Source organism: Jiangella anatolica, assembly GCF_003236295.1.
GTDB classification, from domain to species: Bacteria; Actinomycetota; Actinomycetes; order Jiangellales; family Jiangellaceae; genus Jiangella; species Jiangella anatolica.
On the sequence record NZ_POTW01000098.1, the window covers coordinates 1 to 26,974 of the forward strand.

Genomic DNA, 26,974 nt, shown 5'->3' on the forward strand with positions numbered 1-26,974 from the left:
ATCGACGGCGGCAACAAAAACGCCTGGTCACGATCCACCGACCGGTACTCCTTCGCCACGACCGCCACCCTCTCAAACCACGATCAACCAGGCCAGACGCCACACCGAGCCAAAACGCAACAGGCTCTAGAGCAACGCTAAAGGTTGATGATCATGGGAAGGCTCAGTTCATCGACGGATCGGCGGGGAACGTCGCCATCAGGGCCAGCTGTCCGCCCTGCCGACGCAGGACGACGGGCCAGAGGTCCTCGGCGTCGGTGCGGAACGCGTCCCCCGGCTCGGAGTCGACGACGTACCAGGAGCCCTCGTCGATCTCGCCCTCGAGCTGGTCCGGCGCCCAGCCCGCGTAGCCGGCGAACACCCGCATCGCCGTCACCGCCGGCTCGATGATCTCCGCGGGCGTGTCCAGGTCGACGACGCCCAGCCGGCCGCGGACCCGGCGGATCCCGAGCGGCTCGTCCGACCCGTCGACGGCGACCAGGCCGAGCGCGCTGTCCAGGCTGACCGGCCCGCCCTGGAACACGACGCCGGGCTCGGACACGACCGACATCCAGCCAGGCAGGACGTCGCCGACGAGGACCTCGGTGGGCTTGTTGACCATGACGCCGAGGGCGCCGTCGCCGTCGTGGGAGAGCATGAGGATCACCGCGCGGTCGAACGTCGAGCCGCGCAGCGACGGCGCCGCCACGAGCAGCTTCCCGGTCAGCTTCTCCGAGCTCATGCCCACAGGTTCATCGTGCATCAGACCGGTATCGCAGGGAACTCGCCGGTCTCCTCGGCGACCCGCCGGATGGACTCGACGCTGCCGCGCACCGCCGCCGCCACCGTGTCCGCGACGCCGGAGTGGAACACGCTGGGGACGATGTACGACGGGTTCAGCTCGTCGTCCTTGACGGTGGCGGCCAGCGCGGCCGCGGCGGCCAGCATCATCTCCGTGGTGACGGAGCGGCTGCGGGCGTCGAGCAGGCCGCGGAAGACGCCGGGGAACGCGAGCACGTTGTTGATCTGGTTCGGGTAGTCCGACCGGCCGGTCGCGACGACGGCGGCGTACTCGCCGGCGGCTCGCGGGTCGATCTCGGGCTCAGGGTTGGCCAGCGCGAACACGATCGCGTTCGGCGCCATCGTCGCGACGTCGGCGGCGGCCAGCACGTTCGGCGCGGACACCCCGACGAACACGTCGGCGCCGGCGACGGCGTCGCGCAGGTCGCCGACGACGCCGCGCGGGTTGCAGTGCTCCAGGTACCAGGTCGGGACGCCGGTGAGGTCGGCCCGGCCCGGGTGGATGACGCCGTTGATGTCGGCGGCGACGATGTCGGTGACGCCGGCGGCGACGAGCAGCTGCGCGATCGCGTGCCCGGCCGCGCCGGCGCCGGACATCGCCACGCGAATCGAGCCGATGTCCTTGCCGACGACCTTGAGCGCGTTGTGCAGCGCCGCGAGCACCACGATGGCGGTGCCGTGCTGGTCGTCGTGGAAGACGGGGATGTCGAGCAGCTCACGCAGCCGCGCCTCGATCTCGAAGCAGCGCGGCGCGGAGATGTCCTCGAGGTTGATGCCGGCGAAGACCGGTGCGATGTGCTGGACGGTGCGGATGATCTCGTCGACGTCCTGGGTGTCGAGGCAGATCGGGAACGCGTCGATGCCGCCGAACCGCTTGAACAGCGCCGCCTTGCCCTCCATGACGGGCAGCGCGGCCGTCGCGCCGATGTTGCCCAGTCCCAGCACGGCCGACCCGTCGGTGACGACGGCGACGGTGTTGCGCTTGATGGTCAGCCGGCGGGCGTCGTCGGGGTTGTCGACGAGCGCCTGGGACACCCGGGCGACACCGGGGGTGTAGATGAGCGAGAGGTCGTCGCGGTTGCGGATCGGCACCTTCGACACGACCTCGATCTTGCCGCCGAGGTGGACGAGGAAGGTCCGGTCGCTGACCTTGCCGATGACGACGCCGGCCACCGAGCGCAGCGCCATGACCAGCTCACCGGCGTGCGCTGACGACGTCGCGGCGCAGGTCACGTCGACCTGGATGCGGTCGGCCCCGGACGCCGTCACGTCCAGCGCGGTGACCAGCCCGCCGGCCTTCTCGACCGCGGCGGTGAGCTGGCCGACCGACGTCCCGCCCGAGGGCACCTCGAGCCGGACGGTGATCGAGTAGGAGACGCTCGGAACGCTGACCACGGTGACCCTTCTCGCCGAAATGTGAGCACGACCACCGTAGATGATCCCGCACCGCCGCGGACCCCTTACTCACCGTGCTGACGGGGTAAGGCGCCGGCGCCGCGGAGTGTGCGCGGACGCCTGATGCCACGGGTCCGCCCTCAGCACGAGTCTCGATGGTGTCCAGACCAGTCACCCACGGGGAGGTCACCATGATCGACGGCATCCGCGCCGAGATCGACTACCGGCAGGAACGGGTCCGCCGCGACGTCGACGGCGTCAGCAAGCGCCGCGGCGCGAGCGCCAAGCCGGCGGCGGGCGCCCGGCGGCCCGAGGCCGCGAAGACGTGCGACGACCAGCCCGTCCGCCGGCCGCAACCAGTGTGCTGACCCGCCGATGGCCAGCACCTTGTCGGAGACGTATGGAAGCATCGGTATCGTGCCTCGGCTCGGTACCGGAGTCCCCTTCACCGCGCGCAGCATCGAACTGGCTCAGCTGCGCGCGGCGCTGGACCGCGCCCGCGGCGGCGCCGCCACGGCGGTCGTCGTCTCCGGCGACGCCGGGGTGGGCAAGAGCCGGCTGCTGACGGAGTTCACCGCCGCGGCCGGCGGCGCGCACGTGCTGCTGGGCCGCTGCCTCAGCGTCGGCGAGGCCGGCCTGCCGTATCTGCCGTTCAAGGAGCTCGTCGAGCAGCTGCGCCGGATCCGCCCCGACCTGGTCGACGCCCGGCCGGCGCTGTCCGGGCTCATCGGCCGGTCCGCCGCCACCGCGTCACCGTCCGGCGCGGAGAACGAGCTGGGCCAGCTGCAGCTGTTCGACGCCATGTTCACCGTGCTGGCCGAGCTGAGCGACGACGCGCCGGTCGTGCTCGCGATCGAGGACCTGCACTGGAGCGACGCCTCCAGCCGCGACCTGCTGTCGTTCCTGGTCTCCCGGCTGGCCGGGCAGCGGCTGCTGGTGGTCGCCACCTACCGCTCCGACGACCTGCACCGGCAGCATCCGCTGCGCCCGCTGCTGGCCGAGCTGGTCCGGCTGCCCGCCGTCGAGCGGCTCGACCTCGCGCCGTTCGGCCCGGCCGACGCGCTGGCCTTCGTCGAGGCGCTGGCCGACGGCGGCATCGACGCCGACCTGCTGGCCGGCGTCGCCGCCCGGTCCGAGGGCAACGCGTTCTTCGCCGAGGAGCTGGTCGCGGCCAGCGCCACCGGTCCGGCCGGCGGCATCCCGACCGCGCTGGCCGACGTGCTGCTGTCCCGGGTCGAGACGCTCAGCCCGGCCGCCCAGCGGGTGGTCGGCGCCATCTCCGTCACCGGCCGCCGGCACGTCCGGCACGCCGCTGTGCGCGACGTCCTCGACCTGCCCGACGCCGAGCTCGACGGCGCGCTGCGCGAGGCGCTGCAGCACCACATCCTCGTCACCGACGACGAAGGCGGCTACACGTTCCGGCACGCGCTGCTGCGCGAGGCCGTCTACGCCGACCTGCTGCCGGGCGAGCGGGTCCGGCTGCACGCCGCCTACGCGCGGCGCATCGTCGAGCTGCGCCAGGACGAGCTGGCCGGCGCGCTCGCGTTCCACAGCCTGCGCAGCAACGACCTGCCGACGGCGCTGGCCGCGTCGGTGAAGGCGGCCGACGACGCGATGCGGGTCGGCGCGCTGGCGGCCGAGCTGCGCCACGTCGAGCAGGCGCTGGAGCTGTGGCCGGCGGTCGCGGACCCCGCCGCGCACGCCGGCGTCGACGAGCTGGCGCTGACCCGCAAGGCGGCCTATGTCGCCGGCGCGGCCGGGCATCCGGAGCGCGCCCTCTCCTACGCGCAGGCGGCGCAGCGGCTGGCCGACGCCGGCGCCGACGCCGAGACGCGGGCCGACGTCCGCCACCAGGTCACCGAGTCCGCCCTGGCCGTCGGCCGCTGGGGCGAGGCCGAGCGGGCCATCACCGAGGCATGGGAGCTGCTGGCCGACGCGCCGCCGAGCAAGGTCCGGTCGTGGGTGCTGGCCATCCGCGCCCGCGCCTTCGCCGTCAGCGCCGAGGTCGGCCGCGAGTACGCCGAGCAGGCCATCGAGGACGCCCGCGCCAGCGGAACGATGAGCGCCGAGGCGGACGCGCTGATCTCGCTGGCCTTCCGCGACCTGCGGGCCGGCGCCATCGAGGATGCCTGCGCCCTGTTCGAAGAGGCCCGGCGCAAGGCGATCGAGTCCAGGGCGCCCAACGTCGAGCTGCGGGCGCGGTTCAACCTCATCACCACCCGCTACGAGCAGGGACTGCTCGACGAGGCGGCCGCCGTCGCCGACGCGGCGGCGGCCCGGGCCGTCGAGCTGGGCCTGATCTGGAGCCCGTACGGCCTGGAGGTACGCTGGCTGCGCGCCATGGTCCACTACGCGCGCGGCAGCTGGGACGACGCCCTCGAGGCCGCCAGCCCGCCGGGCGAGCAGGTCTCCGACACCATCACCGCGCTGCTGGCGGCGTCGGCGGCGATCATCAAGGTGAGCCGGGGCCGGTTCGACGAGGCGCAGCGCGACCTGGTCCGCATCCGCCCCGAGTGGCACCGCGACGGCCAGATCGCCCAGCTGGCCGGCATCGCCGGCATCGAGCTGGCCGGCTGGCAGGGCCGGCACGACGACGCCGTCCGGCACGCCGACGAGGCCATCGCCGCGATGCGCAAGAACGACGACGACCGCTGGCCGCTGGGCGCCATCCGGCTGGCGGTGCTGGCGCTGGCCTCGCTGGCCGACGTCGCCCGGCAGGCCCGGGTCCAGCACGACACGGAGGCCGAGGCGGCCGCCGTCGTGGAGGGCCGGCGGTTCGCCGAGCTCGCCCGGATGACCGCGCAGAAGGGCATCCCGCGCAGCGACCGGCTGGGGCCCGAGGGCGTGGCCTGGCTGGCCCGGCTGGACGCGGAGGAGTCGCGGCTGCACGGCTCGGCCGACGCGCGGCCGTGGCGAGCGGTCGTCGAGGCGTTCGGCTACGGCGAGCGCTTCCACGTCGCCATGGCCCGGTGGCGGCTGGGCGAGGCGCTGATCGAGGCCGGCGACCGCGACGCCGCCGCCGTCGAGCTGGCCGCCGCGCTGGAGACCGCCGCCGAGCTGGGCGCGCGGCCGCTCGCCGACGCCGTCCGCGACCTCGCCCGGCGCGCCCGCGTCGCGCTGCCGGGGACGGTGCTGCCGACGGCCGGGCTGCTGACGCCGCGGGAGCTGTCGGTGCTGGAGCTGGTGGCCCGCGGCTACACCAACCGCAAGGTCGGCGAGGAGCTGTTCATCAGCGAGAAGACGGTCAGCGTGCACCTGTCCCGGGTGATGACGAAGCTCGGCGCGGCCAGCCGCACCGAGGCCGTCTCCGTCGCCCACCAGCGCGGCCTCCTCACCGACCCCACAAATGATCACGTGAAGTAGGGGTGCTCCCGCTCACCCAGGCATGCACGCCTGGGGAGGCGGGAGCTCGCCTAGCCACGTGCCGCGGCGGACGAAATCCGAGTGACCGGTGGCCGGTCAGCCTGGCAGAGTGGCCGCCCGTGTCCAGCGTCTACCTGATCACCGGCATCATGGCGGCCGGCAAGTCCACCGTCGCGCAGGCGCTGGCCGAGCGGCTGCCGAAGTCGGCGCACGTGCGCGGCGACGCGTTCCGCAAGGCGATCGTGTCCGGCCGGGCCGACCCGGTACCGGGCGACACGGAGGGGATGGCTCAGCTGCGGCTGCGGTACCGGATCGCGGCCGGCGTCGCCGACACGTACGCCGCCGCCGGGTTCACCGCCGTCGTGCAGGACGTCGTGATCGGGCCGGTGCTGGCCGAGTACGTCGACCTGGTGCGCACCCGGCCCCTGCACGTCGTCGTGCTGGCGCCGTCGCCGGACGCGGTCGCCGCACGGGAGGCCGGACGGGGCAAGACCGGCTACGGCGCGTGGACCGTCGCCGACCTCGACACGTCGCTGCGGACCGAGACGCCGAGGCTCGGGCTGTGGCTGGACACGTCGGAGCTGACGCCGGAGCAGACCGTCGACGCGATCCTCGCCCGCCGCGACAAGGCCGCCGTCACTTGAGCCCCGTCGCCGACCCCGAGCGCATGAAGTAGCGCGAGAAGAAGACGTAGACGATCGCGATCGGGATGGTCGAGAGCGTCGCCAGCGCCAGCTTCAGCGGGAACTGCTGCGACCCCTGCAGGTCGCCTCCGGCGGTCAGCCGGGCGATGCCGAGGTTCATCGTCGCGAGATCGGGATCGGACGTCGCGATCAGGAAGTGGGTGAACTCGTTCCACGAGCCCTGGAAGGACAGGATCGTCACGGTCACCAGCGCCGGGCGGACCAGCGGCAGGATCACGCTCCAGAACGTCCGGAACACACCTGCGCCGTCGATGCGGGCGGCCTCGTCCAGCTCCGTCGGCACCGCCTCGAACGCCGTCTTCATCAGCAGGATCCCGACGGCGTCGCAGAACAGCGGCAGGATCATCCCAGAGTAGCTGTCGAACATGCCGAGCTCGTTCAGCACCAGGAACTTCGGGATCAGCAGCACCACGCCGGGCACGGCCAGCACCGCGACCACGCCGGCGAACACCACCGTCCGGCCCCGGAAGCGCAGCCGGGCCAGCGCGTAGCCGGCGAGGCTGTCGATGATCAGCCGCCCGAGCGTCACCGAGATCGTCACGAAGAACGAGTTGCCGAGCCAGCGGAACACCGGCACCGAGTACGCCGGGTTCGACCCGGCGACGATCTCCCAGGCGGCCATCGAGACCGGCGACGGAATCAGCGAGACGGGGTTGGCGACGGCGTCGGCGTCGGTCTTGAACGACGTCGCCACCTGGACGAGGAACGGCCCGAGGTAGAGCAGCGTCCCGAGCGCCAGCAGCCCATAGCCGATCACCCGCACAGCCACCTTGCGCGGCAGCGGCGAGTACCGGTCGGTCAGCACGACGGGGACGGCGTCGCGCGCCGGCCGGGCGGCCCGCCGATCCGGTCGCCGTCGCAGCGTCAGCCCGCTCATGTCCGCCGCTCCCTTCCGACCCACCGCTGCACGAGCGTGAGCACGATGATGATCGCGAACAGCACGAACGCGACCGCCGCGCCGACACCGAACTGGCCGTCGCCGAAGCTGCGCACGTAGGAGATGTAGGCCGGCGTCAGCGTCGTCTTGGCCGGCGCGCCCTGCGACAGGATGAACACCTGGTCGAACACCTGCCAGCTGCTGATCAGCGCCAGCGTGATGACCAGCACGATGCTGCGGCGCATGAGCGGCACTGTCAGGTGCCGGAACCGCCGCCAGGCGCCCGCGCCGTCGATCGCCGTCGCCTCCTCCAGCTCGACCGGGATGTCCTGCAGCCCGACCAGGAAGAACAGCATGAACGTGCCCGACGAAGCCCAGATGCTCAGCGTGATCAGCGCACACATCGCCACCGACGGACCGGAGAGCCACTCCCACAGACTCAGCCCGCCCATCGTCGTGTCCGCGAGAGCGGCCGGCGCGGCGTCGACGCCGAACCAGGACAGCACGATGTGCAGCACGCCGCGCGGGTCCCTGAACCACGTCGGCCCGTCGATGCCCACCCACGACAGCACGACGTTGACGACACCGGCCCCCTGGAACAGGAAGAGGAAGAGCACGCTGATCGCCACGGACGACGTGATGGCCGGGAAGTAGAAGATGGTCCGGAAGAACGACCGGCCGCGCAGCACGTACGAGTTGACCGCCATCGCCAGCGCGAACGACACCACGACCACGCCGGTCACGTTGAACAGCACGAAGTAGACGGTGTTGCGCACGCTCAGCATGAAGTCGCTGCGCAGCAGCCCGGCGTCGGTCAGCAGTGCCTGGTAGTTGGACAGCCCGACGAACTCCGCCTCGCCGGAGAACGGGCTGGACTGCCCGTTCCAGTCCAGCAGGCTGACCCACGCCGCCATGATGATCGGCGCGAACAGGAACACCACGAGCACGATCACGGCCGGCGCGACGAACAGCCAGCCGGCTCGCCGTTCCTGGCGCAGATGCCCGGAGGTCGCGCGGCGGCGGACCGGCTTGATCCGGCCCGCCGACGGCTCCCGGGTGACCGTCGAGGTCACGTCAGTCCTGCGCGAGCGCGGCTTCGCCGTTGGTCTGCAGCGCCTGCAACGCCTGCTCCGGCGTGACGGTGCCGGCCGCCATGCCCTCGAGCTGGGTCTTGAAGTCGGCCAGGACGGACTCGAACCCGGGGACGGAGACCTGGGTCCGGGAGTCCTCCATGCCCTCGGCGAACGCCGCCTTCTCGGGGAACGCCTCGGCGTTCCAGTCGGCGAGGCTGGCCCGCGACGGCGTCGGGCCGAAGGCCTCGGCGAACGCCTGCTGCTCCTCGGGGCTGACCAGGAAGTTCACCAGGTCGACGGCGCCGGCCTGGTTGTCGCTGTCCGCGGCGATGCCCCAGCAGTTCGTGAACGCCGTCGAGGCCTGCCCGCCGGGACCGGCCGGCATCGGGACGGCCACCCAGTTGCGGTCCGGGAAGTCGTTCTGCAGCGCGCCGACGATCCACGCGCCCTCGACGGTCATCGCCGACTTGCCACTGCCGAACGCCTCGCCGCCCCACGCAGCGTCGATGTTGGGCGCGAACGCGAACGTGCCGGCGTCCATGTTCTGCTTCAGGTACTCCAGCGTCGCCAGGTTCTCCGGCGTGTCCGCGGTGACCTCCGTCTGGTCCTCGTTCACGAAGAACCCGCCGCCGGCCAGCATGAACGTCCCGACCGGGTTGTAGTCGCCGGTGAACGCCAGGCCGACCCGGCCGTCGGTGGTCAGCGCCTGCGCCGCGGCGGCGAGCTGGTCCCAGTCCTGCGGGTAGTCGGCCTCGGTCAGCCCGGCGGCGGCCCAGGCATCGGTGTCGATGACCAGCGCGTGCACACCGCCGTCCTTGGGCGCGCAGTACAGCTCGTCCTCGTAGGTGAACGCGTCGCGCAGCGGCTGGTAGATGTCGTCGGCGTCCTCGATCTGGTCGCCGTACGGGTACAGCGAGCCGGCCTCGGCGAACATGCGGAAGCGGTCCGGGCTGACGTAGAAGACGTCGGGCGGATTGCCGCCGGCGAAGCCCTGCTGCAGCTGCTGCACCAGGTCCTGGGCCGGGATCACCTCGACCTCGGTGCCGGACTCCTCGGCCCACCGGGCGGCGGCCTCCTGGACGGCGACGGTCTCGGCCTCGCCGGACGAGCCGATCATGACGGTGAGCGGGCCGCCGCCGTCCGAGGCTCCGGTGGCCTCGGCGTCGCCGCCGTCATCGTCGTCGAAGCCGCTGCCGCAGGCGGCGAGCACGGTGGCGGCGGCCACGGCCGCGGCCAGCGCGAGTGGGGTACGGGCGAACTGACGCATCATCGAGCCTCCGTGGGTGCGGCCGGATCGGGTCCGGCGGGGCGAGTGCTGGCCCGGACGGCCAGCGCCGGGCGCAGCAGACGGTGCTCGGGGCCGGGCGGGAGCTCCACGACACCGAGCAGGCCGAGCAACATCTGGACGACTTCGCGGCCGATCTGCTCGATCGGCTGGGACAGGCTGGTGAGGTCGACGCCGGGCAGCCGGGCGGCCGGGGTGTCGTCGAAGCCGATGACGGCGACGTCCTCGCCCGGGCGCAGACCGCGGTCCGCGAGCGCCCGCAACGCGCCGTAGGCCGACTCGTCGCTGACGCAGACGAGCGCGGTCGGCGGCTCGGCGGCGTCGAGCAGCCGGCCGGCCAGTTCGCGCCCGGTGCCGGGCCCGCCCTCGGCCCGGACGATCCATGGGTCGAGGTCCAGGCGCAGGCAGGCCGCGGTGTAGCCGGCGACGCGGTCGTCGCCGACGCCGGACCCCTCCGGCCAGCCGATGAACGCGATGCGGCGGTGGCCGAGCGCGTGCAGGTGCTCGACCGCCTCGGTCATGCCGGCCGCGCCGTCGACGTCGACCCAGAGCCCGCGGTCCGGACCGGACCAGCTCCGGCCGAACGCGACGAACGGCACGCCCTGCTCGGTCAGCCAGCCCGGCCGCGGGTCGGCGACCACCGTGTCGGCGAGGACGAAGCCGTCGACCGCGCGCTGGGCGAGCAGCTCGGCGTAGCGGTCCAGCCCGGCCGCGCCGGCGGGCGCGGTGAAGAGCAGGACGTGGAAGCCGTGCTCGGCGGCGGCCTCGGTGACGGCGTGCACGAACCGGTCGAGGACGGGGTTCAGGTTCCCGGCCGCGGCCGGCTGGACGCAGTAGCCGAGCAGGTTGCTCATGCGGGTGCGCAGCGAACGGGCCGACCGGTTGGGGCGGTAGCGCAGCGCCTGGATGGCCTCCTCGACCCGCTGCCGGGTCTGCGGCGCCACCCGCTCGGGCGCGTTGAGGACGTTCGACACCGTCTGCCGGGACACCCCGGCCGCCAAGGCGACGCTCTCGAGCGTGGCGCCGCTCTCCGGTGCCGCCATGGCGTCCTCCTCGACGTGTTGAACGATCAAAATTCGGTTGCTACGGTGCTTTTGATCGTTCAAAGTGGGATCTGATTCAGAGTTAAGAACGCGTCGACTGTTCTGTCAAGTCACGGAAGGATCACCGTCGTGACCGCTTCCTCGGTCTCCGGCCCGGTGCCGCAGCCGTTCCTGCACGACCTCGTCAGCTGCGTCAAGGCGCCGACGGTGACGCTGTCCGGCGTCGACGGGCAGTTGCGGGCGTCCGGCGCGCAGGGCGTGCTCAGCCACGACCGCCGGGTGCTGTCCGAGCTGCGCGTCGACGTCGACGGCCACGAGCCGGAGCCGACCGGGCACGGCCTGCGCGGCGCCGGGCACGCGCACTTCACCGGCATCGTCCGGCACCTCGGCGACGACGGCGCCGACCCGACGGTGCGGCTGGAGCGGCAGCGGTTCGCCCGCGCCGACGGCGTGACCGACCGGCTGGAGCTGGTGAACAACGCGCGGGTCGCGATCGCGGCGACGGTGTGCGTGCACGTCGCGGCCGACTTCGCCACCGCCGACGCGATCAAGCAGGACGGCGCCCAGCACGGCGGCCGGCCGCCGGCGTCGTCCGGGCCGGGCACCGTCGAGTGGGACGGCGGCGAACTGCGGACGTCGCTGACGGCGCCCGGCGCCACCGTCGAGCCACACGCCGCCGGCGCCGTGCTGAGCTGGGACGTCGAGCTGCCGCCGCGCTCGTCGTGGACCGCCGACGTCGAGGTCACCGCCGCGTTCGCCGCCGGGCCACCGGCCAACGCGTTCGGCCCTGCTGACGGCGCCGGCTGGGACGCCGTCGCCGTCACCGGGCGATCGGACCTGGCCCGGCTGACCGAGCGCAGCGTCGACGACCTCGACGCGCTCGCGCTCGCCGACCCGCTGGCGCCGTCGGACACCTTCCTCGCCGCCGGCAGCCCGTGGTTCTTCACGCTGTTCGGCCGCGACTCGCTGTGGGCGGCCCGGTTCACGCTGCCGCTGGGCACCGGCCTGGCGCTGGGCACGCTGCGCACGCTCGCCCGCCGGCAGGGCCGCCGGCACGACCCGGACACCGCCGAGGCGCCGGGGAAGATCCTGCACGAGGTCCGGATCCCGGCGGCCGGCTCGTGGCTGCCGCCGGTCTACTTCGGCACCGTCGACGCGACCGCGCTGTGGGTCTGCCTGCTGCACGACGCCTGGCGCTGGGGGCTGCCGGCCGCCGACGTCGCGGACCTGCTCGACCCGCTCGAGGCGGCGCTGCGCTGGCTGACCACCGACGCCGACCCCGACGACGACGGCTTCCTCGAGTACGTCGACACCAGCGGCCGCGGGCTGACCAACCAGGGCTGGAAGGACTCAGGCGACTCCATCCAGTTCCCGGACGGGACGATCGCCGAGCCGCCGATCGCGCTGAGCGAGGCGCAGGCGTACGCGCACGAGGCGGCGCTGGCCGGCGCGGCCCTGCTCGACGCGTTCGGCCGGCCCGGCTCCGCCCCGCTGCGCGACTGGGCGACGGCGCTGCGCTCCCGGTTCGCGTCCGCCTTCTGGGTGGCCGACGAGAAGGGCCGGTTCCCGGCGATCGCGCTCGACGGCGCCAAGCGGCCCGTCGACACCGTCACGTCCAACCTCGGTCACCTGCTCGGCACCGGCCTGCTCGGGCCGGACGAGGCCGCCGTCGTCGCCGACCGGCTCGGCCGGCCCGACCTCGACGCCGGGTACGGGCTGCGCACGATGAGCGCCGACGCGGCCGGGTTCAACCCGCTGGGCTACCACGCCGGCAGCATCTGGCCGCACGACACCGCCATCGCGGTGCGCGGGCTGGTCGCCGACGGCTTCCCGGGCGTCGCGGCGTCGCTGGCCGGCGGGCTGCTGCGGGCCGCGCCGGACTTCGCCTACCGGCTGCCGGAGCTGTTCGCCGGCACCGACGCCCGCGCCGGCGAGCCGGTGCTCGCCTACCCGGCGGCGTGCCGGCCGCAGGCGTGGTCGGCGGCGACGGTGATCGCGCTGCTCCAGGCGGCTCTCGGGTTGACGGCCGACGTGCCCGCCGGTGTGTTGCGGGTCGCGCCGGATCCGGCGTTCGCCGCCTGGTTCCCGCTGCGGGTCGAGGGCCTGCGGGTCGCCGGTCAGCCACTGGCCGTGGCGGTCGGCGCGGACGGGCGGGCCGACGTCCGCACCACCGCCGCGCTGACCGTGGAGACGGTGTGAGCGAGCACCGCCCGAACCTCGTGTTCGTCCTCACCGACGACCACGCCGCCCACGCGATCTCGGCGTACGGCAGCGAGCTGATGCCGACGCCGCAGCTGGACCGCATCGCCGTCGAAGGCATGCGCTTCGACGCCACCTTCTGCACGAACGCCCTGTGCGCGCCCAGCCGCGCGTCGATCCTCACCGGCACGTACAGCCACGTCAACGGCGTGCGGACGTTGAGCACACACTTCGACGCGCGGCAGCCGACGTTCCCGCAGCTGCTGCGCGACGCCGGGTACCAGAACTGGCTGATCGGCAAGTGGCACCTCGGCCACGGCGGCGAGCACGACCCGCACGGCTTCGACTCCTGGGAGATCCTCGAGGACCAGGGCGAGTACTGGAACCCGGAGCTGCTCGGCGCGACCGGCCGGCGCACCGTCAACGGCTACACGACGACGGTGCTCACCGACCTCGCGCTGGAGCGGATCGCGCGGCGCGACCCGGACCGGCCGTTCTGCCTGCTGCTGTGGCACAAGGCGCCGCACCGCAGCTGGGACCCCGACGTCGCACACCTCGGCCTGTTCGACGGCGTCGACGTGCCCGAGCCGCCGACGCTGTTCGACGACTACGGCGGACGCGGCCGGGCGGCGCACGAGGCGCGCATGCGGGTCGGCCGCGACCTCAACGAGCGCGACCTCAAGGCGCCCTGGCCGGCCGGGCTGCCCGAGCCGGAGCGCACCCGGTGGGCGTACCAGAGCTACATCAAGGACTACCTGCGCTGCGTGGCGTCCATCGACGACAACACCGGGCGGCTGCTGGACGCGCTGGACGAGCACGACCTGGCCGCGGACACCGTCGTCGCCTACTCCTCCGACCAGGGCTTCTTCCTGGGCGACCACGGCTGGTACGACAAGCGGTTCATGTACGAGGAGTCGCTGCGGATGCCGCTCATGGTGCGCTACCCACGGGAGGTCGCGCCGGGCATGTCCACCGACGCGATCGCGACGAACGTCGACTTCGCGCCGACCTTCCTCGACCTCGCCGGGGTCCCCGTCCCGCCGCGCATGCAGGGCCGCAGCCTGCGTCCGCTGCTGCGCGGCGAGCGGCCGGCGGACTGGCGCACGTCCATGTACTACCGGTACTGGGAGCACCTGGACGGCAGCCACCACGTCCCGGCACACGTCGGCGTGCGGACGGCGACGCACAAGCTGGTGCACTACATCGGCGAGGGCTTCGGCGTGCCCGGGGCGTCCGCCGACCGGACGGAGCCGGAGTGGGAGCTGTTCGACCTGGTCGCCGACCCGGCCGAGCTGACAAGCCGGTACGACGACCCGGCCTACGCCGGCGTCCGGCGCGAGCTGCGCGACGAGTTGGAGCGGCTGCGCCGCGACGTCGGCGACGAGCCATGGGCAGGGCCTCGTCAGGATGTATGAAATGCCATAAAGTTCGCAACCATGGTCGAGTCATCCACCCCAGACGCCACCACCGCCGTCGTCTCGGTGGTGGTCGACGCCGACCCCGACGACGTGTTCCCGATGTTCACCGAGCCCCGCGGGCTGGCCGGCTGGTTCTGGCCGGCCTCGTTCGCCGCGATCTACGAGGTCGACCCCCGCGCCGGCGGCCGGTTCACGTTCCGCACGGCCGGCCTCGCCGCCGGGCACAACGTCTCGATCCGCGGCCTGTTCGGCGAGGTGCGGCGGCCCCGCCTGATCACCTACATCTGGGCGTGGGACGGCGACAGCGCGCCCGCCAGCCGGGTCACCGTCCGGCTGAGCCCGTCGGACGAGGGCGGCACCTCTGTCGTCGTCACGCACAGCCACAACCCCACCGAGGAACAGCGCGACGACCACCTCAAGGCCTGGCACGAGAGCCTCTCGCGCCTGGCCGATCACCTCGCGATCGGATAACCTCGATCCCATGCCAGGTCAGCGCTGGTTTAGCGGCCCCCGGTCGGCGAACGTCCGCCGCCCGGAGGGTGCGCACGCCTGACCCCTCCGCGGACGACCGGCCGGGGGAGCCTCCACCGCTTCCCGTCGCTTTCCCGCGAAAGGCCTGGTCATGTCCATCTCTGTCGTCACTTCCGACTCTCCGCCGCAGCCGCTGTCGCTGCCCGCCCTGGTCGACGCGCTCTCGCTGCGCGACCTCACCGATCCCACGCAGGGCCCGCACGCCCTGCAGCTCCTCGTCTCCGCCGCGGCTGCCGCTCTGGGTGAGCGGTGGGACGCCGACGTCCGCGTGCTGCGCTCGCGCCCCGTCGTCGCCGTCGAGGACAACTACGACCGCCTCGGCTACCAGCGCGACGCCGTCGCCCGCGACGTCCGCTACACCCGCTACGTCAGCGACACGGCGATGCTGCGCAGCCACACGTCGGCCGGGGTGCCGCCGGCGCTGCGGGCCCTGGCCGCCGGCCCGGCGCCGGGCGGCGACGTGCTGCTGGTGCTGCCCGGGATCTGCCACCGCCGCGACTCCATCGACCGGCTGCACACCGGCACCCCGCACCAGCTGGACCTCTGGCTGCTGCGCCGCGGCGGCCGCCGGCTCGACCACGACGACCTGCACGCGCTGGTGACGACCCTGGTGGCGGCGGTGCTGCCGGGCACGCACTGGCGCTGGACCGCGACGTCGCACCCGTACACGTCCGGCGGCCGCGAGGTCGAGGCCATCCACGACGGCCACCCGGTGGAGATCGCCGAGTGCGGGCTGGCCGCGCCCGACGTGCTGCGCGCGGCCGGCCTGTCACCGTCAACCTGGTCGGGGCTGGCGCTCGGCATGGGGCTGGACCGGGTGCTGATGCTGCGCAAGGGCATCCCAGACATCCGGCTGCTCCGGTCGGCGGACCCGCGGGTGGCCGCGCAGCTGCTCGACCTGACGCCGTACCAGCCGGTCTCCGGCCTGCCGCCGGCCCGCCGCGACCTGTCCGTCGCCGTACCGGCCGGCTCGGACGCCGAACTGCTCGGCGACCGCGTCCGCGAGGCCCTCGGCCCCGACGCCGACCTCGTCGAGGAGGTCGCGGTGCTCTCGACGACGCCGTACGCGGATCTGCCGGACGCGGCCCGGGACCGGCTGGGCATCCGGCCCGGGCAGGAGAACGTGCTGCTCCGGCTCGTCCTCCGCCCGGTCGACCGCACCCTGACCAGCGAAGAGGCCAACGTCCTGCGCGACCGCGTCTACACCGCGCTCCACTCCGGCGAGTGATCGTCGGCGGCCTCGCGCAGGCCGACGCGGGTGTGCAGGCGGCGGGCCCAGGCCGGCGCCCACCAGATCGCCGTCCCGCCGAGGCGCATGGTCGCCGGCAGCAGCGCGCCGCGGATGAGCGTCGCGTCGATCAGGACCGCCAGCGGCAGCCCGACGCCGAAGGCCTTCATCAGGGTGATGTCGGAGACGAGGAAGGCGAGGAAGACGATGGAGATGAGGACGGCCGCGGCGGTGACGATGCGGCCGACCTTCTCCAGGCCGAGCGCGACCGCCTCGGTCGGGGACGCACCGCGGTCGTACTCCTCCCGGATCCGCGCCAGCATGAACACCTGGTAGTCCATCGCCAGGCCGAAGGCCAGCGCGAACAGCATCACCGGCACGGTCGAGATGGTCGTGCCGGTGACGGTGAAGCCGAACAGGCCGGACAGGTGACCGTCCTGGAAGATCCACACCATCGCGCCGAACGTCGCGGTGAGGCTGAGCGTGCTCAGCACCAGCGCGAGGAACGGCAGCACGACGCTGCCGGTGAGCAGGAACAGCAGCACCACCATCGCCAGCCCGACGGCGCCGAGCGCCCACGGAAGGATGTCCAGCAGCGCCCGGTCCGCGTCCTCGGCGACGGCCGCGGTCCCGCCGACCAGCACGTCGTCCGGCGCGTCGACTGCGCGGACGGCGCCGACGAGGTCGCGGACCTGCTCGACGGTACCGGGCTCGGGCACGACGGAGAGGTAGACGGCGTCGCCGGCGGCGAACCGCTCGTGCAGTGGGCCGGCGGGCGCAACGGAGGCGCCGGCGGCGTAGCTGCCGGTGACGGTGTCGACGCGGGCGACGTGGTCCAGCGACGAGAGCCGCTCGGCGTACGTGTCCGGCGACGGCAGCCCGGACGGCGCCACCACCTGCAGCGCGTCCTGCTCACCCGTCGGGAACTCGGCCCGGATCGCCTCGGCGACGCCCCTGGCCTCGGACGACGACGGCATCACCCGCTCGTCCAGGTAGCCCAGTTTCATGCCGAGGAACGGCGCACCGAGCAGCAGCAGGACCGCGGTCACGACCGTCGCGATCGGCACCGGCCGGCGCATCACGACCATCGCCAGCCGGTGCCAGAACCCGTCACCGGACGGCAGGCGACGACGCGGCGTCCCCACCCGGGTCCCGAGCACGGCGAACAGCGCCGGCAGCACGATGAGCGACGACGCGGCGGCCAGCAGCGCCGTCAGCACCCCGGCGTACCCGATGGACCGGATCGCCGGCAGCGGCACCAGGATCAGCGTCGCCAGCGCGATGCACACGGTCAGCGACGCGAACGCGATGGTCCGCCCGGCCGACCGCAGCGTCGCGTCGATCGCTTCCGGCACCGCGCGCCCGGCGGCCAGCTCCTCCCGGTACCGGTTCACCATGAGCAGGCTGTAGTCGATCGCCAGCCCCAGCCCGGCCAGCGTCACGACGTTCGCCGCGAACACCGACAGCGACGTGACCTCGGCCAGCGCCCACAGCAGCCCCATCCCCAGCAGCGACGTCGCCGCCGCGACGGCCAGCGGCAGCAACGCGGCGACAATCCCGCCGAACACCACGACCAGCGCGATCAGCGTGACGGGGAAGACGATCAGCTCGCCGGTGACGACGTCGCGCTCGCTCTGCTCGGTCAGCTCGTGCTGGAACGCCGCATAGCCGCCGACCTCGACGGTGACCCCGTCGGCGAGCGACCCGCCGTAGGTGTCCGCGAGCGCGCCGACCCGCTCGTTCACCTCGGTCTCGTCGCCGGCGATGGTGGCGAGGACGAGCGCACGGTCGCCGTCGGCGTTGCGCAACTGCGGCTGCCCGGTCGTCCAGTACGAGACGACGTCGCGGACGCCGTCCTCTGCCGTGAGCGCCTCGGTCAGCCGGGCGCCGGCCTCGGCGGAGGCCACACTGTCGACGCCGTCAGGCGCCGTGACCAGCAGCGCCAGGTTGGGCGGCGACTGGCCGAACGTCTCCTCCAGCACGTCGGCGGCCCGCCCGGAGTCCGCCCCCGGGTCGTCGAAGCCGCCGGCCGACAGCTTGCCGAACAGCGATGTGCTGACCGCGCCGCCGAGCAGCGCCAGCAGCACGGCCACGATCAGCACCGCCCGTCGCCGGCGCGTCACGAATCCCGCCATCGTCTCTCCATCCAGGTGCGTCCCGATGTCCGTTCACTGGACACGGGCCGTCGGCCGGACGTGACAACGGCGGCGTGAAGGCGACGGAGCTCACATTCCGGCGAGCGGCAGGACGACCTCGTCGACGATCTCGACGATGGCTGTGTCGGTGATCTCGCCGTAGACCAGCAGCTCGTTGCGGACGAGATCGGGTGCCAGCCGCAGCAGGCGTGAGGTGAGGCGGGCCGGGTCGACCTCGCCGCGGCGCACCGCCCGCTCCATGACGGTGACCACCGGGCCGTTGTACTGCAGCTCGGTCAGCTTCTCGTGGACCAGCGCTGCGAGGTCGGGATCGCGCGCGGTCTCGGCGAGCAGCCCCCAGAGCGCGTCGATGCTGCGGGCCGACACACCGGCGGCGATCGTGCGCAGCAGCGCGAGCAGGTCGCCGCGCAGGGTCCCGGTGTCCGGCACGTCCTCGGCGGACGGCGCGTGCTGCGACAGCGCGGCGATCACCAGCGCCGCCCGGCCCGGCCAGCGCCGATAGAGGACGGCCTTGCTGGTGCGGGCCCGCTCGGCGACGGCGCCGACGGTCAGGCCGGCGTAGCCGGACTCGGCCAGCTCGGCCCAGACGGCGTCGACGATGGCCGCCTCGAGCGCCTCGCCGCGTCGCCGTGTCTCCGCCATCGACTCTCCAGGGAACGTTGCGTTTCTTATCGCGGTAGCCTACAGTCCCGACTCATAAGATACGCATCGTTTCTTATCTGGAGGACGAGATGCCCGAACCGACTCCCCCGCCCGCCTGGCGGCAGCTCGCCCTGCTGGTCGCGGCACTGACGGCACTGCTGATCGCGCTGCTGTCGGCGTTCGCGCTGCCGCCGCTGCACTCCGGCCCGAACGACGTCCCGATCGCGGTCGCCGGCGGCGACCTCACCGCGGAGCTGGACACGCGCGCACCCGGCGCGTACGCCGTCACGCCCGTCGACGACGCCGAGGCGGCCCGCGCGCTGATCCTCGACCGCGAGGTGTACGGCGCGATCCTGCTCGACGCCGCCGGCCACCCGGACGAGCTGCTGGTCGCGTCCGCCGCCGGCAACGCCGTGGCCACGCAGCTGCGGGCACTCGGCGCGGAACTGGGCGCGCGGACCGTCACCGACGTCCGGCCGTTCCCGGCCGACGACCCCATCGGCGCCGGACTGTCCGCGGGCGCGCTGCCACTGGCGCTGGGCGGCTGGATCGCGGCGGTCGTGCTGCTCATGACCGTGCGCGGACCGGCCCGGCAGGCCGCCGGCGCCGCCGCGTTCGCCGTCGTCGCCGGCCTGGCGCTGACCGCGCTGCTGCGGTTCGGGTTCGGCACGTTCGACACGGCGTACTGGGCGACGGCGGCCGCGGCGGCCCTGGGCATCTCCGCGACGGCGTGGACGATCCTCGGGCTGCGGACCGCACTGGGCAACGCCGGCCTCGCGGTCGGCGCGGTCGCGCTGATCCTGCTCGGCAACCCGCTGTCCGGGCTGGCCAGTGCGCCCGAGCTGCTGCCGGCCGGCTGGGGCGCGCTCGGCCAGCTGCTGCCGCCCGGCGCGACGGGGAGCCTGCTGCGCTCGGTCGCCTACTTCGACGGAGCCGGGGCGGCCCAGCCGCTGCTGGTGCTGACGTTCTGGCTGGCAGGAGGCGTCGCGTTGTTCGCGCTCGGCGTTCGCCGCGCCCAGCGCGTTCCCGCCGAGGCGGTGCCGGCATGATCCCGGCAACGACGCGCGGACCCTATGGACTGATGCCGCCGCTGGTGGCAGGCTGTGGCGCGGCAGGAAGCGACCAGCCGGCACGCACACGCCATGCGGCGCCGAGAACGCGAGAGCCGGCACGAGTCCTTCCGCAGGAGACTCCGGGGGGATCACATGAGACTGTCGCGTGGGCTCGCATTGGCTGGAGCGATGGCAGCGGTCGGCTCGGGCATCGCGGTCGCTCCGGCGGCGGCAGCGCCGCTGGAGCGCGACCACTTCCACGAGTCGTTCAGCGAGGTGATCGAGGACTGTGGCCTCACGCTGCGCTACGACTTCGAGGAGGAGGGCGCGTTCCTCTTCAACGCACACAAGCAGGACCGGCTGGCGTACGCGCACGCCACGGTCCGGCAGACACAGGCGTGGACGAACGTCGCCAACGACAAGACGCTCACGGTGGTCAGGACGTTCGTCGACAAGGATCTCCGGGTGACCGACAACGGTGACGGCACGCTCACGATCCTCGTCCTCAGCACCGGGAACGAGACGGTGTACACGCCTGACGGCAAGGCGCTGCACCGCAATCCCGGTCAGATCAGGTTCGAGATCCTGGTCGACCACGGCGGCACGCCCACCGACCCCTCCGACGATGAGGAGATCGCGTTCCTCGGCATCGTCAAGGGGTCGACCGGACGCAACGACGACTTCGGCGAGTTCTGCGACGACGTGCAGGAGTTCCTCACCTGACGCGGCGACAGGCTCACATCTCCAGTCCGCCGCGGCCGAGCACCGGACGCACCTCCACCCGTCCGACGGCGGACTCCGGCACCCGCGCGGCATGGGCGAGCGCACAGTCCACCGTCTCGCATTCGACCAGGTAGAACGCGCTCAGCTGCGGCTCGTCGCAGACCGGACCGGCGGTGACGGCGGGCGGCGGCCGCCGGGTCTGCGCCGGGTCGGCCAGCGCCTCGGCGGCGATCAGCTCGCCGCCGCCGGCGAGGTCGCGGACCAGCGCCGCATGCTCCGTGTCCGCCGTCCGTCCGTCGTCGTCCGGGCCGCGGTAGATGAGGATCAGGTACTTCATCGGATCACCTCCGGTGCTCTTGGAGGTGACGTCGGAGCGGGCGCACCGGATTCGACATCCGTCCTCCATCGGAATAATGTGTACGAAACCGTTTCGTTCACTTCGAGGAGTCGTCGATGGCGCCCACCCGGGGCGAGCAGCGCGAGGACGCCGTCCTGCGCGCGACGCTGGAGCTGCTGGCCGAGATCGGCTACGGCTCGCTGACCATGGACGCCGTCGCGGCGCGGGCGAAGGCGTCGAAGGCGACGATCTACCGGCGCTGGTCCGGTAAGACGCAGTTGGCGATCGCCGCCGTCGAACGGCACACCACCGGCGCCGACCGGCCGGCGCCCGACACCGGCACGCTGCGCGGCGACCTGCTCGCGCTGCTGACGTCCATGCGCGACGACCTCACCGTCCAGAGCGCCGCGCTCGTGCTCGGCCTGCTGACGGCGATGCGCGACGACGCCGCGCTCGCCGCCGCGGTCCGGGCCCGGCTGATCGGGGTGAAGCGCGACGCGTTCGCCCCGGCGCTGGACCGGGCCGCGGCCCGCGGCGAGATCCCCGCCGGCGCCGACCACGAGCTGCTCGCCGAGGTCGCCTCGGCGCTGCTGTTCTCCCGGCTGTTCGTCACCGGCGAGCCGCTCGACGACGCGTTCCTCGACCGGCTGGCCGACGCCGTCATCCTCCCCCTCGTCCATGGAGCGACCCGATGATCCTCACCGTCCTGCTCGCCTTCGTCGCGGGCTTCTTCGCCGGCAACGGACTGCCCTACTACGTCGAGGGCAGCACCGGCCGCACCACCAACCCCAGCCCGTTCGGCGACGGCGCCGTCGTCAACGTCGTCACCGGCTGGGGCGGGCTGGTCATCGCCGGGTTCGCCTGGTACTTCGCCGACGTGCCCGAGCACCCGTGGCCGGGCTGGATCGCGGCGGCGCTGGGGGTGCTCGCCGTCGGGCTCATCCACGCGCGTCTCTGGCGGGGCGACGTGTGGGGCCGGCGCCGGCCGTGGAACGTTACGAGCTGATCGTCACCCGGTCGCCGGCCCGCAGCCGCAGCGTCGCCGCGGCGTCGCCCCGGTTCACCGCCAGCGCGAGCCGGCCGGCCGAGTCGATCAGCAGCAGCTGGTCGCCCTCCGGCACCGCCGCGAACGACGCCGCCAGCGGCAGGTAGGTCGACCGCTCGCCGACGGTCACCCGCAGCCGCGCGTGCCCGTCCAGCTCGGCCGCCGCCAGCTCGGCCGCGCCGGCCGCCAGCGCGACGTTGCCGAACCGGTCGACGACGTGCACCTCAGCCTCGACGCGGTCCGTGCCAACCCGCAGCCACGGGTCCGGCAGCCGGACCAGCGTCGCGACGTCGACCGCCGGGCCGAGCGCGGACAGCGGCACGCCGGCGGCCAGGTGCGCGGCGGCCGGCGCGAACACGTCCCGCCCGTCGAACGTCGTGGCGCCCGTGACCAGCCGGTACTCCGGCGCCGTCAGCTCCACCGCCCGGGCCGCGCCGCCGGCCGCGTCCGCGGCCCAGGCCAGCAACCCGTTGTCCGGCCCGACCAGCACGTGCTCTCCGGCCGCGACGGCGACAGCCCGGCGGCGGGTGCCCACCTCCGGGTCGACGACCGCCAGCACGACCGACGGCGGCAGGTACGGCAGCGTGTCGGCCAGCACGACGGCGCCGTGCCGGACGTCCTGCGCCGGCACCTCGTGCGTCACGTCGATCACCCGGGCCGCCGGCGCGATCCGGGCGATCACGCCGTGGCAGGCGGCGACGTAGCCGTCGGCCAGGCCGTAGTCGGTGAGGAAGGCGACCCACGTCATCGGTTCACCAGCACCGCCGTCACGACGTCGTCCATCGCCACCAGCCCGGCCTCCGCGCCGTCCGCGTCGACGACGATCCCGACCTGCGCCCGGGCGTCACGCAGCACGTCGGCGGCGCGGGCGAGGTCGGCGCCGTCGGGGATGCGCGGGACCGGCAGCGCGGCCGCTCCCGCCGTCCACGGCGTGCCGGCGGCGCGGGCGCTGAGCGCGCCGCGCACGTGCACCGCGCCGACCGCCGTCCCGGCGTCGTCGCGCACCACGAGCCGGGTGTGCCTGCTCGTGCGGCCCGCCTCGATGACGTCCTGCGGGCCGGCGCCGGCCGGGACCCAGACGATCCGCTCGGCCGGCACCATCACCGTGCGCACCTGCTGCTCGGGCGCGACCAGCGCGCGGGTGAGCAGGCCGTAGTCGTCGGCGCCGATCAGCCCGAGCCGGTTGGACTCGCGGACCAGCTGGTGCAGCTGCTCGCGGTTGCGGATCGTCACGAGCTCGTCCCGCGGCGTCACCCGGACCAGCCGCAGCAGCAGGTTCGTCACGCCGTTGAGCAGCACCAGCAGCCCGCGGACTCCGAACGCGTAGGCGCGGAACGCCGGCGCGAGGATCATCGCGGACTGCTCCGGATGCGCGATCGCCCACGACTTCGGCGCCATCTCCCCGACCACGACGTGCAGGAACGTCACGCCGGTCAGCGCGATGACCAGCGCGACGACGTCGGCGGTGCCGTCCGGCATGCCGACGGCGTGCAGCGGCCGCTCGAGGATGTGGTGGAACGCCGGCTCGGACACCATGCCCAGGCCGACCACGACCATGGTGATGCCGAGCTGCGCGCCGGCCAGCATCAGCGACAACTCGCGAATGCCCGACAGCGCCGCCTTCGCGCCCCGTTTGCCCGCCTCGACGGCCCGCTCGATGCGGTGCCGCCGGGCGCCGACCAGGGCGAACTCGGCGGCAACGAAGAACGCGCTGGCGATCAGCAGGGCGATGGTGACGAGGATCGCGGTGACCGGGCTCACTGGACCGCCTCCGCGTTCCCGTCGGTGTGCACGAGGCCGCGGCGACGCAGCCGGACCAGCTCGGGCACGTGCCGGGCCACCGTCACGACCTCGATCTCAACCTCGTCCCGGCCGTGCTCCCGGCCGTTGTCCCGGCCGTTCTCGCGGCCGTTCTCGCGGCCGTTCTCGCGGCCGTTCTCGCGGCCGTTCTCGGCGCCGACGACGAGGCGGTCGCCGGGCTCGGCGAACCGGCCCAGCTCGGCGACGATCAGGCCGGCGACCGTGTCGTAGTCGTCGGACTCGTGCAGCGGCAGGCCGGTCCGCGCGGCGGCCTCGTCGACCCGCAGCCCGGCGTCGAGCTGCCACCAGTCGCCGTCCTGCGTGACCGGGACGGCCTGCTGGTCGGTCTCGTCGGTGATGTCGCCGAACAGCTCCTCGGACACGTCCTCGAGCGTGACGATGCCGGCCAGCCCGCCGTACTCGTCGACGACGCAGGCGAACTCGTCGCCGGCGTCCTGCATGCGCTCGACCAGCGCCGGCAGCGGCAGGCTGTCCGGGACCACCAGCGGCTGCCGGGCGAGGTCGCGCACCAGCGTGCTGCCGACGTCATCGGGCGCGATGTGCAGCAGCTCGCGCACGCCGATGACGCCGACGACCTCGTCGGTCTCCTCGCCCCGGATGGGGTAGTTGGAGTGGCCGTGGGTGGCGATCAGCTCGACGACGGCGGCCGCGGTGGCGTCGGCCCGGACGCTGCGCACGTCGGGCCGCGGCACCATCGCCTCGCCGGCGGTGTGCTCGGAGAAGTACAGCGCGCGGCCGAGGATGCCCGACAGCTGCGACGACAGCGAGCCGCCCGCCTCGGACTCGCCGATGACGTGGCCGAGCTCCTCCAGAGTGGCGCCGTGGTGCAGCTCCTCGACCGGCTCGATGCCGGCCTTGCGCAGCAGCCAGGCGGCGGAGTTGTCGAACAGCCGCACGACCGGGCCGCTCACGGCCAGGTACAGGTGCGTCGACGACGCCAGCACCTTGGCCAGCCGCTCGGGTGTGGCCAGCGCGAGGTTCTTCGGGAACAGCTCGCCGAGCACCATCTGGATGATCGTCGCGACGGCGAACCCGACCGCGACCGACACACCGGGAACGGCGCCCTCCGGCAGGCCGACCGCGTCCAGCAGCGGGCGGACGACCTGCGCGAACGCTGGCTCGGCGATGAGACCGACGATGAGGCCCGTGACGGTGATGCCGACCTGCGCGGCCGACAGCATGAACGACAGGTGCTCCATGACCCGGATCGCCGAGGCGGCCCGCTTGTCGCCGGCGCCGGCCTGGCGGGCCAGCTCGACCCGGTCGGCGGAGATGTAGGCGAACTCCTGCGCGACGAAGTAGGCGGTCCCGAACGTCAGGACGAAGACCGCGAGAATCGCTACCGCAGCGGTCATCGGGCGGGTCCCGGCTCGACGTGACGGTCGTGGCGTGAACGTGTGCGACTTGACGCGCCCGTCGGCACGGCGGACACAGCTCCCTTCGAGTGGGGTGGCGCCGGATGCGCGGACCCCTCGGGGTCAGCTTAGCGGCGGGCCGGGGTGTGCGCGCGGCGGCGCACCCCGGTGTCGTTCCTGCTCGGATGAGAGCCGTCTCATCCGCCGCTCACGGCCGCCTCATCCGGTCCGGTCAGGCTGGCGGGCGTGCCCGCACCGCCCGCCGACCCCGGCCTCGCGCTGCTGACCGGGCCGTCGGTTCCCGACATCCTCGACGCCGCTCTCACCCCGGCCGGCGGCACGCTGCTCGACTGGTCCGTGCGCGACGTCGATCACCGCCCCGGCGACCGCACGACCGTCTCCTACGTCGCCCGCGTGTCGTGGTCCCCCGGCGACGAGCGGTCGGAGACGTACGCGGCGACGGTGTCCGGGACCCGGCCGTCCGACGGGCTCGTCGTCACCGACGGCGACCGGTTCGTGCAGGTCTGGCGGTTCCCGTACGACCCGGAGCTGCCGGGCCTCGCCGCCGCCTGCTTCCCGTCGTCGGTCGGCGACCTGCTGCGCGGGCTCGGCCTGCCGCCCGACGGCGTCCAGCTGCGGGTCGTCTCGTACCGGCCGCGCAAGCGCGCCGTCATCGAGGTCGTGACGTCGACGCAGCGGCTGTTCATCAAGGTCCTGCGGCCCGGCCAGGTCCGCGACGTCGACAGCCGGCACCGCGTGCTGACCCGCGCCGGGGTGCCGGTGCCGCGCAGCCTCGGCTGGAGCGACGACGGGATCATCGTGCTGGCGCCGCTGCGCGGGACGCCGTTGCGGGTGGCGCTCGAGACGGGTGCGACGGCGCTGCGCGACCCGGCCGAGCTGGTGGCGCTGCTGGACCGGCTGCCGGCCGAGATCGCCGGCCTGCCGCGGCGGGCGGCGTGGTCGTCGCACGCCGCCCACTACGCCGGGGTGATCGCGGCGGCATCGCCGTCGCTGGGCGCGGTGGCTCTCGACGTCGCGGACGAGGTCGCGGCCGGGCTGGCCGCTCGTGCTGACGGTGACGAGCCGACCCACGGCGACTTCTACGACGCCCAGCTGTTCGTCGAGCACGGTGCGGTCAGCGGGCTGCTCGACATCGACACGCTGGGCCCCGGCCGCCGCGCCGACGACCTCGCCTGCCTCGTCGCCCACCTCTCCGTGCTCGCCACCGACGGCTTCGCCGCGGCCGACGGCGCCCGGGCCGCCCTGGCCGACTGGCTGCCCGTCCTGGACCGCCGGGTGGACCCGGCCGAGCTCCGGCTGCGGGCCGCCGGCGTGACGTTGTCGCTGGCCACCGGCCCGTACCGGGCGCAGGACGCGGACTGGCAGCAGGCCACCGAGCTGCGCGTCCGGCTGGCCGAACGCTGGCTCTCGGCCGGGTCGTCCGGAGGTAAGGACGGAGCTGAGAACGCTCTCATGCGGCTCTCCTGAACGGTTCATGGCGGCCCACGAGGGTGAAGGGGTCAGGACACGACGCTCCGGCGTCCCGGTAACAGGAGGACAGATGAAGCTCCAGAAGAAGACGTGGCTCGCGGTCGGCACGATGGCGGCGCTCGGTCTCGGCACCGGCGCTGCGGTGGCCGCGCCCAGCCTCAACGGAGCGGCACCGGCCGCGGACGTCGCCGACCTGTCGTCGGGCTCCGCCGCACCCTCCTCGGCCGGCTCCGCCGCCTCGGCCACGTCGGCCAACTCGCCGGCGGACCCGGCCAGCGCGAACAGCCCGGCCGACCCGGCGAGCGCCAACAGCCCCACCGACCCCGCGTCGGCCCACTCGGCCAGCTCCCCGGCGGACCCGGCGTCGGCCAGCTCCCCGGCGGACGCCCCCTCGGCTAGCTCCCCGGCGGACCCGGCCTCGGCTAGCTCCCCGGCGGACCCGGCCTCGGCCGGCTC

Annotated in this window: 24 protein-coding genes and 1 pseudogene; 13 read left to right on the forward strand and 12 right to left on the reverse strand. The window is 73.7% G+C overall.

The window, feature by feature from the left end; all coding sequences use genetic code 11:
- Positions 1 to 163: 163 nt before the first annotated feature.
- Together C1I92_RS27405 and C1I92_RS27410 are read right to left on the reverse strand one after the other, a co-directional pair.
- Positions 164 to 721 (reverse strand): YqgE/AlgH family protein, encoded by a 558-nt coding sequence (locus C1I92_RS27405; protein WP_111257830.1) that lies wholly within the window; start codon positions 719 to 721, stop codon positions 164 to 166.
- A 20-nt stretch (positions 722 to 741) separates the two neighbouring features.
- Positions 742 to 2,175, reverse strand: coding sequence for an NAD-dependent malic enzyme (locus C1I92_RS27410; protein WP_111257811.1), 1,434 nt, complete (start codon positions 2,173 to 2,175; stop codon positions 742 to 744).
- A 191-nt stretch (positions 2,176 to 2,366) separates the two neighbouring features.
- On the opposite strand from C1I92_RS27410, the gene C1I92_RS34060 reads away from it, so the two are divergent.
- From C1I92_RS34060 to C1I92_RS27420, 3 genes are all read left to right on the forward strand, one after another.
- Positions 2,367 to 2,543, forward strand: coding sequence for a hypothetical protein (locus C1I92_RS34060; protein WP_158564296.1), 177 nt, complete (start codon positions 2,367 to 2,369; stop codon positions 2,541 to 2,543).
- Between the two features lie 49 nt (positions 2,544 to 2,592).
- Positions 2,593 to 5,538 carry a helix-turn-helix transcriptional regulator gene (locus tag C1I92_RS27415; protein WP_199521648.1) on the forward strand — a complete coding sequence of 982 codons (2,946 nt, stop codon included), beginning with the start codon at positions 2,593 to 2,595 and terminating at the stop codon, positions 5,536 to 5,538.
- A 119-nt stretch (positions 5,539 to 5,657) separates the two neighbouring features.
- A complete protein-coding gene (locus tag C1I92_RS27420; RefSeq protein WP_111257812.1) occupies positions 5,658 to 6,182 on the forward strand; it encodes an AAA family ATPase in 525 nt (174 codons plus the stop codon).
- On the opposite strand, the gene C1I92_RS27425 is transcribed toward C1I92_RS27420, so the two are convergent.
- From C1I92_RS27425 to C1I92_RS27440, 4 genes are read right to left on the reverse strand one after another with little or no spacing between them, the layout of a single operon-like run.
- A complete protein-coding gene (locus tag C1I92_RS27425) occupies positions 6,175 to 7,119 on the reverse strand; it encodes a carbohydrate ABC transporter permease (RefSeq protein WP_111257813.1) in 945 nt (314 codons plus the stop codon). The two genes, C1I92_RS27420 and C1I92_RS27425, sit on opposite strands and share 8 nt — an antisense overlap.
- The gene (locus tag C1I92_RS27430; RefSeq protein WP_199521649.1) at positions 7,116 to 8,192 is read right to left on the reverse strand and encodes a carbohydrate ABC transporter permease; all 1,077 of its coding nucleotides are present in this window, start codon (positions 8,190 to 8,192) and stop codon (positions 7,116 to 7,118) included. The genes C1I92_RS27425 and C1I92_RS27430 overlap by 4 nt, the downstream gene beginning before the upstream one ends.
- Position 8,193: 1 nt before the next feature.
- The gene (locus tag C1I92_RS27435) at positions 8,194 to 9,462 is read right to left on the reverse strand and encodes a sugar ABC transporter substrate-binding protein (protein ID WP_199521650.1); all 1,269 of its coding nucleotides are present in this window, start codon (positions 9,460 to 9,462) and stop codon (positions 8,194 to 8,196) included.
- The gene (locus C1I92_RS27440; protein WP_111257834.1) at positions 9,459 to 10,520 is read right to left on the reverse strand and encodes a LacI family DNA-binding transcriptional regulator; all 1,062 of its coding nucleotides are present in this window, start codon (positions 10,518 to 10,520) and stop codon (positions 9,459 to 9,461) included. The genes C1I92_RS27435 and C1I92_RS27440 overlap by 4 nt, the downstream gene beginning before the upstream one ends.
- Before the next feature lie 129 nt (positions 10,521 to 10,649).
- Between C1I92_RS27440 and C1I92_RS27445 the strand changes: the two genes are divergently transcribed.
- The 4 genes from C1I92_RS27445 to srmL all read left to right on the forward strand — a co-directional run bounded on the left by C1I92_RS27445 (position 10,650) and on the right by srmL (position 15,896).
- On the forward strand, positions 10,650 to 12,719 hold the full coding sequence (locus C1I92_RS27445; protein WP_199521651.1) for an amylo-alpha-1,6-glucosidase: 2,070 nt from the start codon (positions 10,650 to 10,652) through the stop codon (positions 12,717 to 12,719).
- The gene (locus C1I92_RS27450; RefSeq protein ID WP_111257815.1) at positions 12,716 to 14,134 is read left to right on the forward strand and encodes a sulfatase family protein; all 1,419 of its coding nucleotides are present in this window, start codon (positions 12,716 to 12,718) and stop codon (positions 14,132 to 14,134) included. The genes C1I92_RS27445 and C1I92_RS27450 overlap by 4 nt, the downstream gene beginning before the upstream one ends.
- A 21-nt stretch (positions 14,135 to 14,155) precedes the next feature.
- Complete coding sequence (locus C1I92_RS27455; protein ID WP_111257816.1) at positions 14,156 to 14,608, forward strand: SRPBCC family protein; 453 nt, start codon at positions 14,156 to 14,158, stop codon at positions 14,606 to 14,608.
- Positions 14,609 to 14,759: 151 nt separating this feature from the next.
- On the forward strand, positions 14,760 to 15,896 hold the full coding sequence (srmL, locus tag C1I92_RS27460; RefSeq protein WP_111257817.1) for a PheS-related mystery ligase SrmL: 1,137 nt from the start codon (positions 14,760 to 14,762) through the stop codon (positions 15,894 to 15,896).
- On the opposite strand, the gene C1I92_RS27465 is transcribed toward srmL, so the two are convergent.
- Entirely contained in the window at positions 15,869 to 18,031 is a 2,163-nt protein-coding gene (locus C1I92_RS27465; protein ID WP_111257818.1) for an MMPL family transporter, read from the reverse strand. The two genes, srmL and C1I92_RS27465, sit on opposite strands and share 28 nt — an antisense overlap.
- Before the next feature lie 90 nt (positions 18,032 to 18,121).
- Entirely contained in the window at positions 18,122 to 18,694 is a 573-nt protein-coding gene (locus C1I92_RS27470) for a TetR/AcrR family transcriptional regulator (RefSeq protein ID WP_111257819.1), read from the reverse strand.
- Positions 18,695 to 18,783: 89 nt separating this feature from the next.
- On the opposite strand from C1I92_RS27470, the gene C1I92_RS27475 reads away from it, so the two are divergent.
- Positions 18,784 to 19,743: a hypothetical protein gene (locus C1I92_RS27475; protein WP_111257820.1), complete on the forward strand. Its 960-nt coding sequence runs from the start codon at positions 18,784 to 18,786 to the stop codon at positions 19,741 to 19,743.
- A 192-nt stretch (positions 19,744 to 19,935) separates the two neighbouring features.
- On the forward strand, positions 19,936 to 20,469 hold the full coding sequence (locus C1I92_RS27480) for a hypothetical protein (protein ID WP_111257821.1): 534 nt from the start codon (positions 19,936 to 19,938) through the stop codon (positions 20,467 to 20,469).
- A 13-nt stretch (positions 20,470 to 20,482) separates the two neighbouring features.
- On the opposite strand, the gene C1I92_RS27485 is transcribed toward C1I92_RS27480, so the two are convergent.
- Positions 20,483 to 20,806: a YciI family protein gene (locus C1I92_RS27485; protein WP_111257822.1), complete on the reverse strand. Its 324-nt coding sequence runs from the start codon at positions 20,804 to 20,806 to the stop codon at positions 20,483 to 20,485.
- A gap of 116 nt (positions 20,807 to 20,922) precedes the next feature.
- On the opposite strand from C1I92_RS27485, the gene C1I92_RS27490 reads away from it, so the two are divergent.
- Together C1I92_RS27490 and C1I92_RS27495 are read left to right on the forward strand one after the other, a co-directional pair.
- Positions 20,923 to 21,501, forward strand: coding sequence for a TetR/AcrR family transcriptional regulator (locus tag C1I92_RS27490; protein ID WP_111257823.1), 579 nt, complete (start codon positions 20,923 to 20,925; stop codon positions 21,499 to 21,501).
- The gene (locus tag C1I92_RS27495; RefSeq protein ID WP_111257824.1) at positions 21,498 to 21,812 is read left to right on the forward strand and encodes a hypothetical protein; all 315 of its coding nucleotides are present in this window, start codon (positions 21,498 to 21,500) and stop codon (positions 21,810 to 21,812) included. Before C1I92_RS27490 ends, C1I92_RS27495 begins: the two co-directional genes overlap by 4 nt.
- On the opposite strand, the gene C1I92_RS27500 is transcribed toward C1I92_RS27495, so the two are convergent.
- From C1I92_RS27500 to C1I92_RS27510, 3 genes are read right to left on the reverse strand one after another with little or no spacing between them, the layout of a single operon-like run.
- Positions 21,802 to 22,599 (reverse strand): SAM hydrolase/SAM-dependent halogenase family protein, encoded by a 798-nt coding sequence (locus tag C1I92_RS27500; protein ID WP_111257825.1) that lies wholly within the window; start codon positions 22,597 to 22,599, stop codon positions 21,802 to 21,804. The two genes, C1I92_RS27495 and C1I92_RS27500, sit on opposite strands and share 11 nt — an antisense overlap.
- Positions 22,596 to 23,612, reverse strand: coding sequence for a hemolysin family protein (locus tag C1I92_RS27505; RefSeq protein WP_111257826.1), 1,017 nt, complete (start codon positions 23,610 to 23,612; stop codon positions 22,596 to 22,598). The genes C1I92_RS27500 and C1I92_RS27505 overlap by 4 nt, the downstream gene beginning before the upstream one ends.
- Positions 23,609 to 25,027, reverse strand: a complete 1,419-nt coding sequence (locus tag C1I92_RS27510) for a hemolysin family protein (RefSeq protein ID WP_111257827.1) — start codon at positions 25,025 to 25,027, stop codon at positions 23,609 to 23,611. Before C1I92_RS27510 ends, C1I92_RS27505 begins: the two co-directional genes overlap by 4 nt.
- Before the next feature lie 246 nt (positions 25,028 to 25,273).
- Between C1I92_RS27510 and C1I92_RS27515 the strand changes: the two genes are divergently transcribed.
- Both C1I92_RS27515 and C1I92_RS27520 read left to right on the forward strand, forming a co-directional pair.
- Entirely contained in the window at positions 25,274 to 26,515 is a 1,242-nt protein-coding gene (locus tag C1I92_RS27515) for a phosphotransferase (RefSeq protein ID WP_111257828.1), read from the forward strand.
- A gap of 73 nt (positions 26,516 to 26,588) precedes the next feature.
- Positions 26,589 to 26,974: pseudogene (locus tag C1I92_RS27520) on the forward strand (hypothetical protein); the annotation flags it as partial.